The sequence below is a fragment of the Vibrio sp. DW001 genome (genome assembly GCF_029016285.1).
In the GTDB taxonomy this organism is placed as follows: Bacteria; Pseudomonadota; Gammaproteobacteria; order Enterobacterales; family Vibrionaceae; genus Vibrio.
The window spans coordinates 3,002,248-3,017,259 of the sequence record NZ_CP091975.1 but is presented as its reverse complement, the minus strand read 5'-3'; the positions used below and the strand labels follow the sequence as shown (position 1 = coordinate 3,017,259).

Genomic DNA, 15,012 nt, shown 5'->3' with positions numbered 1-15,012 from the left:
ATGGAGTTACTAGCGAATAAGCAATTCTATCTGGTACTGTCGATCTGGTTCTTGGCTGTCGGTATAGCCACTATCGCCTATGTGTTGTACGAGCAAGTAAAAAGAAGCAATAAACTCAGTAAAATTGGCTTATCTGAAAAAGAACATAAAACAGAAAAAAGAAAAAAAGGATTGGAGTCATTAGGTAAAAAAATATCAAATCTCGTTGCGGCGTCTGATTCTGAAATTGCGAATAAATTTGTAGCAGCAGGGATCTATAACACGAAATTTGCCTATCTATTTGTCCCGCTTAAGTATCTCTTGTTAGTGATTGGCGTGGCGCTGGCAATTACTCTTGGATTACATTTTCAACGTGACCCATCTCAATACCTCGTATGGTCACTCATTTGGGCGATCATTATCATTATAGTTCCAGATGGGTATTTAGCGTTTAGGACGAGTAATATAAAAAGAAAGCTATCCAGTCAGCTCCCTTATCTTCTTGATATGATGGGTGTTTGTGTTCAAACGGGCATGACAATAGAGTCTTCTATGACGTATCTAGCTCAGGAAATGGTGGGCTTTGATATCGATATGGCTCATATGCTGAAACGAACCAATGAGCGAGCTCAAATGGTCGGTCTAGATAAGGCAATAGAAGAGCTTTACATACGAGTACCTACACCTGAATTTCGTAGTTTTGTGATGACTTTGAGTCAAAGTCTTCGATACGGTTCATCTATCTATGAAGTATTGACTCGTTTGGCTATGGATATACGGGAGATACAGATGTTGGGTCTGGAAGAAAAGATAGGTAAATTATCTGCAAAAATGTCCATACCATTGATACTTTTTATCATGTTTCCTATCGTGATTTTAACGGCCGCACCCGGTGTGATGAGGATGATGTAATTGAAGAATCTAATCCTTAAGTCATTGTTCTTTGTTTTTGTTCTCAATGGATGTGCCACTAATGGCAATCTGTCCAAGGAAGAGATTGCGGAACAGGCAACGTTTGAATCCAGAGAACAGATGCTCATTAGCGCTCGAAATCAGGAACGATTAGTCGACTTTTACAAAGAAGCACTAGCGAAAGAAGAGAGCAGCGAAAATAAGATCAAATTGATAAACGCCTATATTCAAAGTGGCAATACGGAACTGGCCGCGTTCCATTTGGGGACAATAAAGGTTGATGATTCCAATGTCGCTGAAGTGGTCTTTTTAAGAGCGAAGGTGTATCTGGAGGAAGGGTTGATTGATAAAGCTTACATTAACTGTCAAACCGCTTTATCACAGAGAGATAAGTACCCAGAAGCAGAAAACCTGATGGGTTTGATCTTGGCAGAAAAAGGTGAGTTTGAGAAAGCGCGAAACTATTTTCTTTTAGCCAGAGGCCATTATCACGACGACCTCATTATCAGTAATAATTTGGCGGTACTTGATCTCATTCAAGAAGATTATGATGCAGCGATAAAGCGTTTGCAGCCCATTTATGCAGCAGGAAATGCGGACAGAAAAATCAAATCGAATCTCGTTTTTGCACTTACAAAAAAAGGGCAGTATAAGCAAGTAGAAACTATACTTAGAGAGCAAGGCTATAAAGAACAACAGATACAGACTATTTTCATTGCGTTGAGAGAAGCGAATAGTCAACTGGTTCGCGTACCAACCTCAGAAAGTCTTGCGACTGATCTTGATCCTGCAGCGAAAAAACGGATTAAGGTAGTGAAAGGGGAGGCATATGATTCGGAAAATTAGAAGAAAGCAAGATGGTGTCGTTGCGATAGAGTTTGCTATAGGATTCGGTGCTTTCTTGTTGATGATGGCCGCATGGATGGAAATTAGCTATATGGGTTATGTATCCGCTATGGGTGATCTAGCGGTATCTGAAGCGGCTAGAGCATCTAAAAAAGAAACGGAAAACTACATAGACACCTTTAAAGCTACCTTGACAAAAAGTGATAGTGTTTGGAGCAAGTTTGTTGATACATCTAAAATTCGAGCGAGCGTCCAATACGCAAAGAGTTTAGATGACCTATACGACATAGAAAACACATGTCTGCCAGCATCTAGCGGGGGTATTACAACGTGTGGCTCAGAAACTGATAGCGCCGTTGCCATCTATTACGTTGATTATGAATTCGACGGTATTTTTACTGTGTTTTTTGATCAAAAAACGATATTTAGCCGTGAAATTATTGTGATACAAGAATATGAAAGAACTCAATTCCAAATTTAGAGCCAAGCAGAAGGGTACGTTTGCTATCGAGCTTGCTATGGTTTCTATGGCCTTCGTCATGATGTTGATGTTTGCTGGCGACGTGATAACAAAAATATCAATGAAAGGGAAACTAGATAGGCTTTCGTTTTCAGCGGCAAGTGTGGCCAAAGAGCGTACTCAACTGTACAGCGACGATTACACTATGTCTAATCAGCAGATTAATGACATTTATAAGATTATGGCCAAATCTCTTAAGCGGACCTATACCAATTATAAAGAAGCAGATTTTGGTATGTTGTATGAAGAGCAGACTTATTCTGAGTCGGGAGCTAAGAATGCGCTTGTAACCTGGAACACACCAGGTGGAATTACGTGTAATATTTCAGAGAGTCTGGCTCAAATTGAAAACAAACTTGCCGTCACGACATCCTGGGGGCGCAAGAGCACAATGTATCGGGTAACTTTATGTTATGAAACAGAAAATTGGCTTATTGGTTTCGCACTGGGAAGTGGGTTTACTCGAGTAAGCTCTAGCTCAGTGATATTAGGTAGGTAAAATTATGCGCCCTATACAAAAACAGAAAGGTGCCGCTGCTCTAATGTTCATATTAGTATTGGTCCCCATGCTGGGATTCTTTACGATAGGAACGGATGGCGCTTTAATGATGCAAAATGATGCGCGCCTCAACGATGCGTTGGAGGCGGCAAGTCTAGCTGTCTCAGCCGCCAATGACCCAAACGATGATGATGATGACGGTGTCGATGATGGAAAGTTCGGAATAGGCAGTAATTTTAACCAAACGTTAGCCAAAGCCTATATTTCAGAATACATGAATAAGGATCTGAAAAGCATCGGATCGGTGAAAGTAGCAAAATTAACCTGTGAGGATATTCCAGAATGTGTTGCTGGGATAGAAAAAGGCGAACCTAGATTTTTTGAATTCCAGGTTACGGCAACGACTAATCACGATGTGGTTTTTGGAACCGAATTTACCAATATAGATAGTTATAACGTTACCTCTAATGGGAGATCACGTAAATATCAAAACCATGCTGTCGATATCGTTTTTGTATCCGATTTCTCAGGGTCTATGGAAGATTCTTGGAATGGCGGTTCAAGGAAAAAGTACTTGGATCTCGTCGATGTTATCGATGAAGTAACCGTTGAGCTGGCAAAATTCAATGGGCTGGTCAATATGGACGATAATACCGTCGGCTATGTTGGCTTCAATCGATATACTCGAAAATTTGTGTCTTCTACAAAACTATCAAGAAGTCAATATATACGGTTTGGTAATAGAGATCGCTGGATAAGTCGTGGAACCACTGTGATTGAGTTGTGTGTATACAACCAACTTTATGGAAGTAATTGGACTAAGGCTGTCAATAACATATTTGTTGAAAAATCATGTCGTTCTACAAGGAAACGTTTGGTTTTGGGGAAAGAATATAACAGTGATGGTGATGATGCCTATTTTTATGATGTTGATTTGACCTCTGATTTTACAGCCTTTAATAACACGATTTCTTCGTTTTCTCCAGATTCTGGCACCTCATCATATCAAGGCTTGATACGAGGAGCTCAGATCGTGGCAAAAGGCGATAATCCTCGAAGATTGATCATAGTGTTGTCAGATGGTGATGATAATAGTTCATCGACAACCTCAAGCTTAGTTAACGCAGGAATGTGCAGCACTATCCGGGATACGCTCGATGCGAAAGTAACGTCCAACGGAGATGATGTAACATCCAAAATTGCCGTAATTGGTTTTGATTATAATGTAAGTGGTAATACGGCGCTTCAGACGTGTGCTGGGACGGACAATGTATTTAAAGCTGAAAATACGAATGATATTTTAAACAAGATATTAGAATTAATTAGTGAAGAAATCGGACATCTAAAATAATTAGGGTTAATTGGATAAATAAATGGAAATGCATATGAGCAAAAATAATAAAAACACCACCCTAGCTTTTCTTGTTATGGCATCAAGCGCATTAATTACAAGTACTGTATATGCGAATGAGCAAGTGAATAATGAAATAAAATATTTTTGTTCTAAGTCAGATATAAATACAGAACAAACGGTCTCTATTGGAAAGAGTCGTCAAGTTGATCTAAATAGTGGTTCCTTTTATCTAGTTGAATCCCAAAGCGATTTTCAAGTGACGTTGGATATGATTTCTGGTGAATTAGTCAACATGGGTGTCGATCCAGAATGCGCCGAATACCTAATGACACACAGTCGCCTGCAGGGTTATGAACAGGGCAACGTGATGGCACGTGTCTATTTTGACTTTGATAAGTTTAACCTTACTGACGAATCGAAGTACATACTTGGCGCCGTCGCGAATGTGGTTAAGCAAAATCCATCTGAGCTTGTTTTAGAAGGACATACAGATAATACGGGTTCGAAAGACTATAATTTTGCTTTAGGTTTAAAACGTTCTGAGGCGACGCATAATTACCTGCTTAGTCGCGGAGCCGAAGGTGATAACTTTGCTATTGCTTCGAAAGGAGAGGGCGAACCAATCGCTGATAATAAAACGTCAGTTGGTCGTAAGAAGAATAGACGTGTCGATATTGTTGACGAGTCGCCTGTAAACTAAGAATTTATGAAAACGAAAAAAACGCAGCCTAAGTGCTGCGTTTTTTTATCGCTGGTTCTAATGTGTACTTTGGTAAAAAAGACGAACCCAAAGGCTCGTCTAATGCACTTTTAATAAACGATAAGGTGACTTATTAATTACTCGTGATACAAATTTCGTCAGCGTCAAATAAATGTACATCAGATGCTGCGCAGCTTAATGCTATCTGCTGGAAACTCTTCACTTCTTGATCACCAGGCAGGTGAACCTTGAATCCGTCCATACCAGAAGATTGACCAAACATATAAGTACTGTTACCTAAACGTTCTACCACTTCACTTTGGAAGGTCAGTTTAATATCCGCCTCTTCGTTAATGAGTAGGTGCTCTGGGCGGATACCAAAGATGATGGCATCACCAACGGTCAGCGGCTTCTTGGTGAAAGGTACAACAAACTTCGTATCATCATTCGCTTTTAGCGTTATGCTCTCCGCTGTTACTTCGGTTACTGTTGTTGGTACGAAGTTCATTCTAGGAGAGCCGATGAAACCCGCAACAAAGAGGTTACCAGGGCGGTGATATAAATCCAGTGGTGAGCCTACTTGCTCGATACGGCCATCCCTTAACACAACGATCTTGTCTGCTAAGGTCATTGCTTCTATTTGGTCATGTGTCACATAGACCATGGTATTTTCAAGTTCTTGGTGAAGTTTTGCTATCTGTAGACGCATCTCTACACGCAATTCAGCATCAAGGTTAGATAAGGGCTCATCGAATAGGAAGACTTTAGGGTCTCGTACTATTGCTCGACCAATCGCAACACGTTGACGTTGGCCTCCAGACAGTTCTTTAGGTTTACGCTTACGTAGGTGATCGAGTTGAAGCGTTTTCGCTGCAATATTAACTTGCTTCTCGATCTGTTCCTTCGGTACACCATTCATCTTTAAACCGAAACCCATGTTATCTTCAACGGTCATATGAGGATAAAGAGCGTATGATTGGAACACCATTGCTACGCCACGATCTGCAGGATCCACATCGTTAACGAGAACATTATCGATGCTAATTTCACCCTCAGTTATTTCTTCCAAACCAGCGATAAGGCGCAGCAGCGTTGACTTGCCACAACCTGATGGCCCAACAAATACAACAAACTCGCCACTTTCAATTTCTAAATCAATGCCGTGGATAGTTTGTACGTCACCAAAACGTTTAATGACTTTTTTTAGCGTAATGTTTGCCATTACTGACTCCTTTGTTACTGCTTGGCTGAGTGTCTATTTGCATGAATTCTGCAATTCGTACTTTAATTAGTATAAAACATACCCGTTCTGACAGGATTTGTTAGTAATGAAATTTGAATTGTTGATCTCAGTCATATTTATTACATGAATTTAAGTTAATTTTGTGGAAACGTTTACAAAAAGACATCTTGGTTGTGCAAATTATTGGCCTAAGTTCTATGATTAACTGGTAAGCGGTCGTGAATAATAGCTATTAACCCCATTTGAAGATTTTTAATTAGGCCTTCGAACATAGTCATTACGCGGCATAATTAGTGGGAGTGTCGGACAAATGGAGCCTTCAGTGAAAACGATCTACCCAGAGAACCGAATGCCTTCGGTAAGTAAGAAAAGGCGCATCAGTTCAAAATTGTCACCATGGCTGTTTCTCGCACCAGGCTTGATAGTTTTCTTGATATATGTGGTTTACCCGATCCTTAGCAGTATTTGGTTAAGTTTCTATGAATGGGATGGACTTGGTGAAAAGGTTTGGGTTGGTTTAGCTAACTACCAAGAGCTTTTTAATTCTGAAGCATTTTATACCGCGCTAAAGAATAACGTATTGTGGTTAGTCTTCTTTATGTTGGCCCCACCAATCGGTATGGCTATAGCACTGTTTTTGAATCAGCAAGTGAGAGGTATCCGTGTTGTTAAGTCACTTTTCTTCTTCCCATTTGTAATCTCACAGGTTGTTGTGGGTCTGGTTTTCTCTTGGTTTTATGATCCAAACTTCGGTTTGTTGAATATTGCTTTTGGTTGGTTTGGTATGGAGCCAATCTCCATTCTAGCGGATGAAGACTTAGTCACCTACGGTATTATAGCTGCTGGGTTATGGCCTCAAATATCTTATTGCATGATTCTTTACCTCACTGGTTTAAATAATTTAGATCCAGAGCAATTAGAAGCTGCACGTCTTGATGGCGCGAAAAGGTTTAAAATGCTTTGGTACGTTGTTATTCCACAACTGAGACCGGCGACTTTTATCGCTATTGTTGTAACGGTTATTGGTGCACTTCGCTCGTTTGACCTTGTTGCAGTAATGACGACAGGTGGTCCATGGGGCAGCTCTACGGTTCTGGCTTACTTAATGTATGAGGAATCTATCTTTAACTACCGCATGGGTTATGGTGCATCCGTTGCTGTAATGCTGTTCTTGATCATGGATATTTATATCGCTTACTTCTTGTGGCGTATGTTGAGGAGTGAAAAATAATGTTTCCAAAACCGATTGAAAAGTCTGGACGCTTTGTCAATATAAGCTATCGAATAGCGCTGCCTATCTCTCTAATGTTGTGGCTTCTACCGCTAGCAGCGGTAATGATGACATCGATTCGTTCTCTTGAAGATATAAACACAGGTAACTATTGGGGAATGCCAACAGATATTCAGTTTATCGCAAACTATTCTCAGGTATTTACTCAAACCCCTATGGGGCAATATCTAATTAATAGCTTATTAATTACATTGCCTGCTGTTGCAGGGGCGGTAGCGTTATCGACGCTCGCTGGATTCGCATTGGCCAAATATAAATTTAAAGCGAGCATTTGGATTTTTGCTCTATTTATCGCGGGTAACTTTGTACCATTTCAGATTCTTATGATTCCTGTGCGTGATATCACTATTGCGTTCGGGATCTATGATACTCACTGGGCGTTGATATTTTTCCATATCGCTTTCCAGTCAGGTTTCTGTACTTTGTTTATGCGTAATTTCATCGTTGGTATCCCAGATGCCTTGATTGAAGCGGCGCGCGTTGAAGGTGTGAGTGAGTGGAAGATCTTCTGGCACATTGTATTGCCACTCGTTCGACCGGCTCTGGCTGCGCTTGCTGTACTTGTATTTACCTTTATTTGGAATGACTTTTTCTGGGCATTGGTACTCGTACAAAGTGATGAAGTTCGTCCTGTAACCGCGGGTCTTAGTGCTCTGAAAGGACAGTGGACAGCATCATGGCAATTTGTGTCTGCTGGTGCGGTTGTCGCAGCAGTACCTCCTGTTATATTGTTCTTTACTATGCAACGCCATTTTATCGCCGGATTAACTTTAGGTGCTACTAAAGGGTAACGAATAACAGCGACTTAGTAAGTAAAATGACTAAGCCGCTGTTTTGGTTAAAGCACTTGATAGAGATTGAGTTTAATGAACCACTGTTCTAGAAAACATAATCGACATTAACCCCTTAACAAAATTGAGAAATAAACTAAAACTATAATTAGTCATCGGACCAACCTAAGCTACGGCTTAATTAAAAAGGACCTCAATAATGAAATACGTGAAACATATTGCTACCTCTGCAATGCTGACGGCCTCCTTATCAGCAACAGCATTTGCAGGCGAACTCGTCATTAACTCTGATCAGGCAGACCCTGCACCAAAAGCGGCTTGGGCAGAAATCATTAAGCTTTTTGAAGCTGAAAACCCTGATGTCACCGTCAAATACAATCTCTACGATAAAGAAGCGTATAAAACGACCATTCGTAACTGGTTAGTAACGTCACCACCAGATGTTGTTTATTGGTATGCTGGTAATCGTATGAAAACTTTTGTTGACCGTGGCTTGATCGAAGATGTCAGTGATATTTGGCAAGAGCAAGGCATGATGCAGGATTTCAAATCGGCTGCACCAGCAATGACAGTAAATGGTAAGCAATACGGTGTACCTTACACATACTATCAATGGGGTGTTTACTATCGTAAAGATCTTTTTGAAAAGTTCGGTATCTCTGAGCCAAAAACCTATGACGAGTTAAAGGCGGCGGCAGCAACACTGAAGAAAAACGACATCGCCCCTTTTGCTATCGGTACAAAGTATCTATGGACTGCAGCGGGTTGGTTTGATTATCTCAACTTGCGTACTAACGGCCTAGACTTCCACATTCAATTGATGGACGGAAAAGTAGCCTATACGGATGAGCGAGTTAAGAAAACATTTGAAAATTGGAAAGAGCTTGTAGAGCCGGGTTATTATCTAAAAAACCATGCATCTTACTCTTGGCAGGAAGCACAACCATTCCTTTATAATGGTCAAGCGGCAATGTACCTCATCGGTAACTTTATTGCTCCTAACTTCCCAGCCGACGTAAAAGACAAAATGGGCTTCTTCCAATTCCCAGTGATCGACCCTGCTGTTCCAATGGCAGAAGACGCACCGATGGATACTATTCATATTCCATCGAAAGCGAAGAACAAAGTAGATGCACGTAAATTCCTTAAGTTTGTTTCTCAACCTGAAATCCAAAAGCTTGTTAACGATACAATGCTTCAGATCCCTACCAACAGCAAAGCAACGACGGTTGATAACGAGTTCTTGAATATTGGTGTGAAGATGCTTGCTGAAGCTGAAGGTACTGCACAATTTTATGACCGCGATACTAGCCCAGCGATGGCTAAAGAAGGCATGAAAGGCTTCCAAGAGTTCATGGTTAAACCTGAGCGTCTAGATGCAATTCTGAAGCGTCTTGAAAAAGTACGTCAAAGAGAATTTAAATAGTCTCTTGCTAGAATAATGTAAATGAAGAACAAGCCGCAGCTAGCATAGCTGCGGTTTTTCTCTTCGCTCTATATTCATTGGACTAATCAATTAAAGCGGGTAACTAGCTTAAGTTGCTTATTCCAATTGATATAACTATTAGGCGATTGAATATGGACACTATTCATCTATTTAGCGCGAACACTAGCGTTGTAATCCTCTCGACACCGGCTCCTCAAATCCTATATTGGGGGCAGAAACTCAACCATCTCGACGAAACCCTTTCCTTGTTAACCGAGCGCGCCGTCTCTCAGGCGCGTCTTGATATCGATATCCCTATTACAATATGCCCAGAAAGCGGTCGCGGACTGTTTAGTTCAGCAGGATTAGAAGGGTTTAGAACTGGTAAGGATGGTAGAAACCTAGATTGGGCTCCCGTATTCGAAACTACAAAGGTTGAGTCGAACAACAATAGCAGCGCACGTTTTGTTTGTGTTGATGATATTGCAAAGCTAGAACTGTCCGTTGTTCTACAGTTGGATAAATCCGGTGTGTTACGTAAATCCTTATCAATTAAAAACTTAGCTTCAGATCCTTATCATTTGAACCGCTTGGTCAATACCTTGCCTCTACCGCATAGAGCGAATGAAGTCATGAGTTTTCATGGTCGATGGAGTCGAGAGTTTCAAACGCAACGAGTATCAGTAGATCATGGTGCTTTTAGTCAAGATAATAGGCGTGGTCGAACTTCCCATGAATACTTTCCAGGGATGATGGTCGGAAATAAAGGTTTCTCAGAGCAAACGGGAGAGGTGTGGGGTTTTCACTTGGCTTGGAGTGGTAACAATCACCTGCGATGTGAGACGAAGAGCGATGGTCGGCGTTTTGCACAAATGGGTGAATTGCTTATCGCTGGCGAGGTATCTCTTGGCAAAGACGAAAGTTATAGCACTCCAGAATTGTACGCCTGCTATAGCGATATGGGGCTAAACGGCATTCGCAGTCAATTTCATGATGTAGTGCGTAGTAAAATACTGACGTTCCCTAATAAGGCGCTAAGACCGGTTCACCTTAATACCTGGGAAGGGATCTATTTCGATCACGATCCTGACTATATTAAGCAGATGGCAACAGAAGCAGCAAAAATCGGTGTGGAACGTTTTATTATTGATGATGGTTGGTTCATTGGTCGTGATGGTGAAAGAGCAGCGCTTGGGGACTGGTTTTTAGACAAGAAAAAATACCCAAATGGATTGGAACCTGTTATCGAGCACGTGAATCAACTTGGTATGGAGTTTGGCCTTTGGGTTGAACCAGAAATGGTAAATCCAGATTCTAATTTGTTTCGTAAACACCCTGAATGGATGCTAGGTATTGAAGGGTACGATCAACCGAGTGGTCGATATCAATATCTGTTAGACCTGCAAAATAACGATTGTTTTACCTATCTATTTAACTGTTTAGATGCACTGTTGACGGATTATAACATTGGTTATTTTAAGTGGGATATGAATCGTGAATTGGTCCAACCTGCACATGAAGGTGTTCCCGCGGCCAGCGGACAAACGAAAGCCTTTTATCGTCTAATCGATGAACTAAGTAAAAGGCACCCGACAGTCGAGATTGAATCGTGTTCGTCTGGGGGAGGGCGAATCGATTTTGAGGTATTGAAAAGGACGCATCGATTCTGGACTTCAGACTGTAATGACGCGCTGGAAAGGCAGACTATTCAAAAAGGGATGAGTTACTTTTTCCCACCCGAAGTGATGGGCGCACATATTGGTCCTTATGAAAGCCATACTACACGACGTCGACACGATATTAACCTGCGAGGCATAACAGCACTTGGCGGCCATATGGGCGTTGAATTAGACCCTGTTAAAGAGAGTGAAGAAGAAAAGTCGCTCTTTGCGCATTATATTGAGTTACATAAACGTTTTCGCTCATTGTTGCACTCAGGTGACGTCTTCTATCTAGATTCGGTTGATACGACTCGCAATGTATATGGTGTGAAAAATACCAATGAAATGCTATTAACGATTTGCCAGCTTGCTATGCCAGATTACGCAATCGCAGAACCAATTCGCTTTGGTTATCTTGAGACAGAAAAACAGTATTCAGTCGAGGTTGTTGATTTTCCACAAGCGAGTAAAAAGCTTAATAAGGTGATGCCTTCATGGATGGATAAACCTTTAGTATTGAGCGGTGAATTACTCAATAAGATTGGTTTAACGATGCCAATTCAAGATCCAGAAACAGCAATGCTTATTAGTATCAAGGCTGTATAGAGGGGCAGAATTATGGTTACATTTGAAGCGTTAATTACTCGTCGTGATTGGGAGAACCCTCAATCTTTTCAGGCTAATCAGTTAGAGGCACATAGCCCACTTAACCATTTTATTAGTGTGGAAGACGCACTCGTGAAACGAAACCAATCCAAAGTGAGTTTGAATGGTGATTGGAGGTTTAAGTTATTTGCTAAACCAGAATTAGTACCTGCCAATTTTATTGACGAGAACTATGAAGATGCATCGTGGAATCGAATAAAGGTACCGAGTAATTGGCAAATGCAAGGTGATGAGTTAAACACAATGGAAGGTTCGAAAGATGAGAGGCGAGACAATCCCATCTACCTAAATATTAAATATCCATTTGAAGTAAATCCCCCATTTGTTCCTCAGGACAATCCGACAGGTTGTTATCGTACTCAATTCGAAGTGAGTGCGGCGGATCTAGAGATGCAAACCAGAATCATCTTTGATGGTGTGAATTCAGCATTTCATTTGTGGTGTAACGGCATTTGGATTGGCTACTCTCAGGACAGCCGCTTGCCAGCAGAGTTTGATCTTTCTGACTCTCTTAAAGGCGGTGTGAATACGTTATCAGCCATGGTCATTCGATGGAGTGACGGTAGTTATTTGGAAGATCAGGACATGTGGTGGTTAAGCGGCATTTTCCGTGATGTGACACTTTTGTCTAAACCTAAAACCCATATAACCGATGTATTTGTCACGCCGAAACTTGATGCTTGTTTTAGAAATGGTTTGATAGAGACAGAGATTAGCTTAGCAAATCCAAGTGAAAATCAGGTACGAATACAACTGTTTGATGGATCGAAAGCAGTATCAGAACAAGTCGTTGGTACGATACAAAACCGTATCGTCGACGAGAAAGGTGGATGGAATGACAAAGTATTCTTATCTGTTGACGTAAAAGAACCAAGACATTGGACAGCCGAGACACCAAACCTGTATCGATTTGTTGTCACATTACTAGACGTAAACGGCAATATTGTTGATGTAGAAGCCTATGACATTGGTTTTAGAAACATCGAAATTAAAGATGGCCAGTTGTTGGTTAATGGTAAAGCACTGCTTATAAAAGGAGTGAATCGACACGAACACGAGCAAGACAACGGTCATGCTATCGGCGAAGAAAGTATGATTGCCGATATCAAATTGCTTAAGCAATCTAACTTTAATGCCGTTCGTACAGCGCACTACCCAAATCATCCTCGGTGGTATGAGTTGTGTGATGAGTACGGATTATATTTAGTGGACGAAGCCAACATTGAAACCCACGGTATGTTTCCGATGGAACGCTTGTCGGCCAATCCACTTTGGAACGCAGCTTATATGATGCGCTTTACTAAGCTTATTGAGCGTGACAAAAACCATCCGAGCATTATTATTTGGTCATTAGGGAACGAGTCAGGTCATGGTGGCAGTCATAATGCTATGTATGCTTGGGCCAAAGATAGAGACCCATCTCGTCCAGTACAATATGAAGGTGGTGGTGCCGATACCACTGCGACTGATATTATCTGTCCAATGTATGCACGCGTTGACCAAGATCAGCCATTCCCCGTAGTACCAAAATGGGCTATTAAGAAATGGATTGGTTTACCGGGTGAGGATAGGCCTTTGATTCTGTGCGAGTATGCACACGCAATGGGCAACAGTATTGGTAGCTTCAATAAATATTGGGAAGCATTTCGTCAATACCCACGCCTTCAAGGCGGCTTTATTTGGGATTGGGTTGATCAAGGAATCACGAAAATAGATGAGAACGGTAACGAATACTGGGGCTATGGTGGGGATTTTGAAGATAAAAGCAATGATCGTCAATTCTGTATCAATGGGCTAATCTTCCCAGATAGGACACCACATCCGACGCTTTTTGAAGTGAAGTATTGCCAGCAACCTTATCAAATAGAATGGCTTGGGAGTGAAAATAAGGGACTGTCTATTATATGGAAACTTAACGTGACCAATGAGCAGCTTTTTCAGTCAAGTGGCGATGATGCCTTTATGTGGACGCTTTTAGAAGACGGAATGCCCGTCTCTTTAGATGCGTCTACGCTAGATATCCCAGCAGATTCAAGCCAAGAGTGGCAAATTAAATGTGACTACACATTAAAATCAGGGTGCGAATACTACCTTAATATCGATGCAAAACTAAGCGCTGATAAGCCTTGGGCCGACTCGGGTCATGTTGTTGCAACAGAGCAGTTTAAAGTCGTAAACAAGACTAGTTTAACTATTGCGGAAGCACCTAATTGTTCAACTGAATTGTTGTTAACTGATGAACCTACCTCATGGAAAGTTCAAGTGGCAACAAGTGAGTACGTTTGGAATAAGCAAACAGGCGAACTTGATGGCTGGTCAAAAAATGGCATTTCATTTTTAGCCGGTGCGGTTAGAGACAACTTCTACCGTGCGCCGTTAGATAATGATATTGGTACCAGTGAAGCCGATTTTGTCGACCCTAATGCGCCCGTTACACGTTGGGGAGAAGTGGGCGTAGGATGTTGGGACAAAACCTGCTTATCTGCTCATCTAGAACAAATAGGTTCTACCATTCAGGTGACGAGTCGATTTGCTTATCGATTCCAAGATCAGTTAATGGCGATAACGAAGTGGGTATTCACGCTAAACCCATCAGATGAGTTGACGCTGGATATTGAAGTCGATGTTAGCGAGCATTTGCCACCCTTACCACGAATTGGTATTGAAATCGCCTTGAATCCAGCAATTGTCGACCCTGATGTGACTTGGTATGGCTATGGTCCGTTTGAGAACTACCCAGATCGCCTTTCTGCCGCTCGTGTAGGTTATTTTAAAGAGCCAATTGATAAGATGTTCACTCCGTATATTTTTCCTTCTGAAAGTGGTTTACGATGCAATACAAGTTATATTGAATTGGGTGAACTTACGGTCGCAGGCAAATTTGATTTTACTGTGAATCAGTATGACCAATTTAAGATCGCCGCTGCAAAACATCCGAATGAATTAGAAAAGGAAGACGCGGTATATCTTCGTATCGATCATAAGCATATGGGGGTGGGGGGGGATGATTCATGGAGTCCTAGCGTCCATAAAGAATTCTTGATTGAAAATACGCATTTTCGATACCAGGTCACCTTCTCTTAATCGTTGAATATTGTCTATTAAAACGCTCCCTAGTGGCGCG

General features: G+C 41.4%; 12 protein-coding genes. 11 read left to right on the top strand and 1 reads right to left on the bottom strand.

The features are described from left to right. The 6 genes from L3V77_RS13780 to L3V77_RS13755 are packed head-to-tail and all read left to right on the top strand — an operon-like array spanning position 1 to position 4,810. Positions 1–891, top strand: coding sequence for a type II secretion system F family protein (locus L3V77_RS13780; protein ID WP_275134659.1), 891 nt, complete (start codon positions 1–3; stop codon positions 889–891). Then, a complete protein-coding gene (locus L3V77_RS13775) occupies positions 892–1,737 on the top strand; it encodes a hypothetical protein (protein ID WP_275134658.1) in 846 nt (281 codons plus the stop codon). It begins immediately after the preceding gene. Then, positions 1,721–2,218 (top strand): TadE/TadG family type IV pilus assembly protein, encoded by a 498-nt coding sequence (locus tag L3V77_RS13770; RefSeq protein WP_275134657.1) that lies wholly within the window; start codon positions 1,721–1,723, stop codon positions 2,216–2,218. The genes L3V77_RS13775 and L3V77_RS13770 overlap by 17 nt, the downstream gene beginning before the upstream one ends. Beyond that, entirely contained in the window at positions 2,193–2,756 is a 564-nt protein-coding gene (gene tadF, locus L3V77_RS13765; protein WP_275134656.1) for a tight adherence pilus pseudopilin TadF, read from the top strand. The genes L3V77_RS13770 and tadF overlap by 26 nt, the downstream gene beginning before the upstream one ends. 4 nt (positions 2,757–2,760) lie before the next feature. Next, on the top strand, positions 2,761–4,107 hold the full coding sequence (locus tag L3V77_RS13760; RefSeq protein WP_275134655.1) for a pilus assembly protein TadG-related protein: 1,347 nt from the start codon (positions 2,761–2,763) through the stop codon (positions 4,105–4,107). Positions 4,108–4,141: 34 nt separating this feature from the next. Continuing rightward, positions 4,142–4,810: an OmpA family protein gene (locus L3V77_RS13755; RefSeq protein WP_275134654.1), complete on the top strand. Its 669-nt coding sequence runs from the start codon at positions 4,142–4,144 to the stop codon at positions 4,808–4,810. A 133-nt stretch (positions 4,811–4,943) separates the two neighbouring features. Here the strand turns inward: L3V77_RS13755 and ugpC are convergent, their stop codons facing one another. After that, positions 4,944–6,032, bottom strand: a complete 1,089-nt coding sequence (gene ugpC, locus L3V77_RS13750) for a sn-glycerol-3-phosphate ABC transporter ATP-binding protein UgpC (RefSeq protein ID WP_275134653.1) — start codon at positions 6,030–6,032, stop codon at positions 4,944–4,946. Positions 6,033–6,363: 331 nt separating this feature from the next. On the opposite strand from ugpC, the gene L3V77_RS13745 reads away from it, so the two are divergent. From L3V77_RS13745 to L3V77_RS13725, 5 genes are all read left to right on the top strand, one after another. Next, positions 6,364–7,284: a sugar ABC transporter permease gene (locus L3V77_RS13745; protein WP_275134652.1), complete on the top strand. Its 921-nt coding sequence runs from the start codon at positions 6,364–6,366 to the stop codon at positions 7,282–7,284. After that, positions 7,284–8,135, top strand: coding sequence for a carbohydrate ABC transporter permease (locus L3V77_RS13740; protein WP_275134651.1), 852 nt, complete (start codon positions 7,284–7,286; stop codon positions 8,133–8,135). Before L3V77_RS13745 ends, L3V77_RS13740 begins: the two co-directional genes overlap by 1 nt. A 199-nt stretch (positions 8,136–8,334) precedes the next feature. Continuing rightward, positions 8,335–9,561, top strand: coding sequence for an ABC transporter substrate-binding protein (locus L3V77_RS13735; RefSeq protein ID WP_275134650.1), 1,227 nt, complete (start codon positions 8,335–8,337; stop codon positions 9,559–9,561). 146 nt (positions 9,562–9,707) lie between these two features. Then, positions 9,708–11,828: an alpha-galactosidase gene (locus L3V77_RS13730; RefSeq protein ID WP_275136775.1), complete on the top strand. Its 2,121-nt coding sequence runs from the start codon at positions 9,708–9,710 to the stop codon at positions 11,826–11,828. 12 nt (positions 11,829–11,840) lie between these two features. Further along, on the top strand, positions 11,841–14,972 hold the full coding sequence (locus L3V77_RS13725) for a beta-galactosidase (RefSeq protein WP_275134649.1): 3,132 nt from the start codon (positions 11,841–11,843) through the stop codon (positions 14,970–14,972). The last annotated feature ends 40 nt before the right edge of the window (positions 14,973–15,012 follow it).

What these genes read in the sequence shown, in the direction of transcription:
- L3V77_RS13740 (WP_275134651.1), top strand. Translation starts at nt 7,284, where the DNA reads ATGTTTCCAAAACCGATTGAAAAGTCTGGACGCTTTGTCAATATAAGC.
- L3V77_RS13745 (WP_275134652.1), top strand. Translation starts at nt 6,364, where the DNA reads ATGGAGCCTTCAGTGAAAACGATCTACCCAGAGAACCGAATGCCTTCG.
- ugpC (WP_275134653.1), bottom strand. Translation starts at nt 6,032, where the DNA reads ATGGCAAACATTACGCTAAAAAAAGTCATTAAACGTTTTGGTGACGTA.
- L3V77_RS13780 (WP_275134659.1), top strand. Translation starts at nt 1, where the DNA reads ATGGAGTTACTAGCGAATAAGCAATTCTATCTGGTACTGTCGATCTGG.
- tadF (WP_275134656.1), top strand. Translation starts at nt 2,193, where the DNA reads ATGAAAGAACTCAATTCCAAATTTAGAGCCAAGCAGAAGGGTACGTTT.
- L3V77_RS13725 (WP_275134649.1), top strand. Translation starts at nt 11,841, where the DNA reads ATGGTTACATTTGAAGCGTTAATTACTCGTCGTGATTGGGAGAACCCT.
- L3V77_RS13735 (WP_275134650.1), top strand. Translation starts at nt 8,335, where the DNA reads ATGAAATACGTGAAACATATTGCTACCTCTGCAATGCTGACGGCCTCC.
- L3V77_RS13755 (WP_275134654.1), top strand. Translation starts at nt 4,142, where the DNA reads ATGAGCAAAAATAATAAAAACACCACCCTAGCTTTTCTTGTTATGGCA.
- L3V77_RS13760 (WP_275134655.1), top strand. Translation starts at nt 2,761, where the DNA reads ATGCGCCCTATACAAAAACAGAAAGGTGCCGCTGCTCTAATGTTCATA.
- L3V77_RS13770 (WP_275134657.1), top strand. Translation starts at nt 1,721, where the DNA reads ATGATTCGGAAAATTAGAAGAAAGCAAGATGGTGTCGTTGCGATAGAG.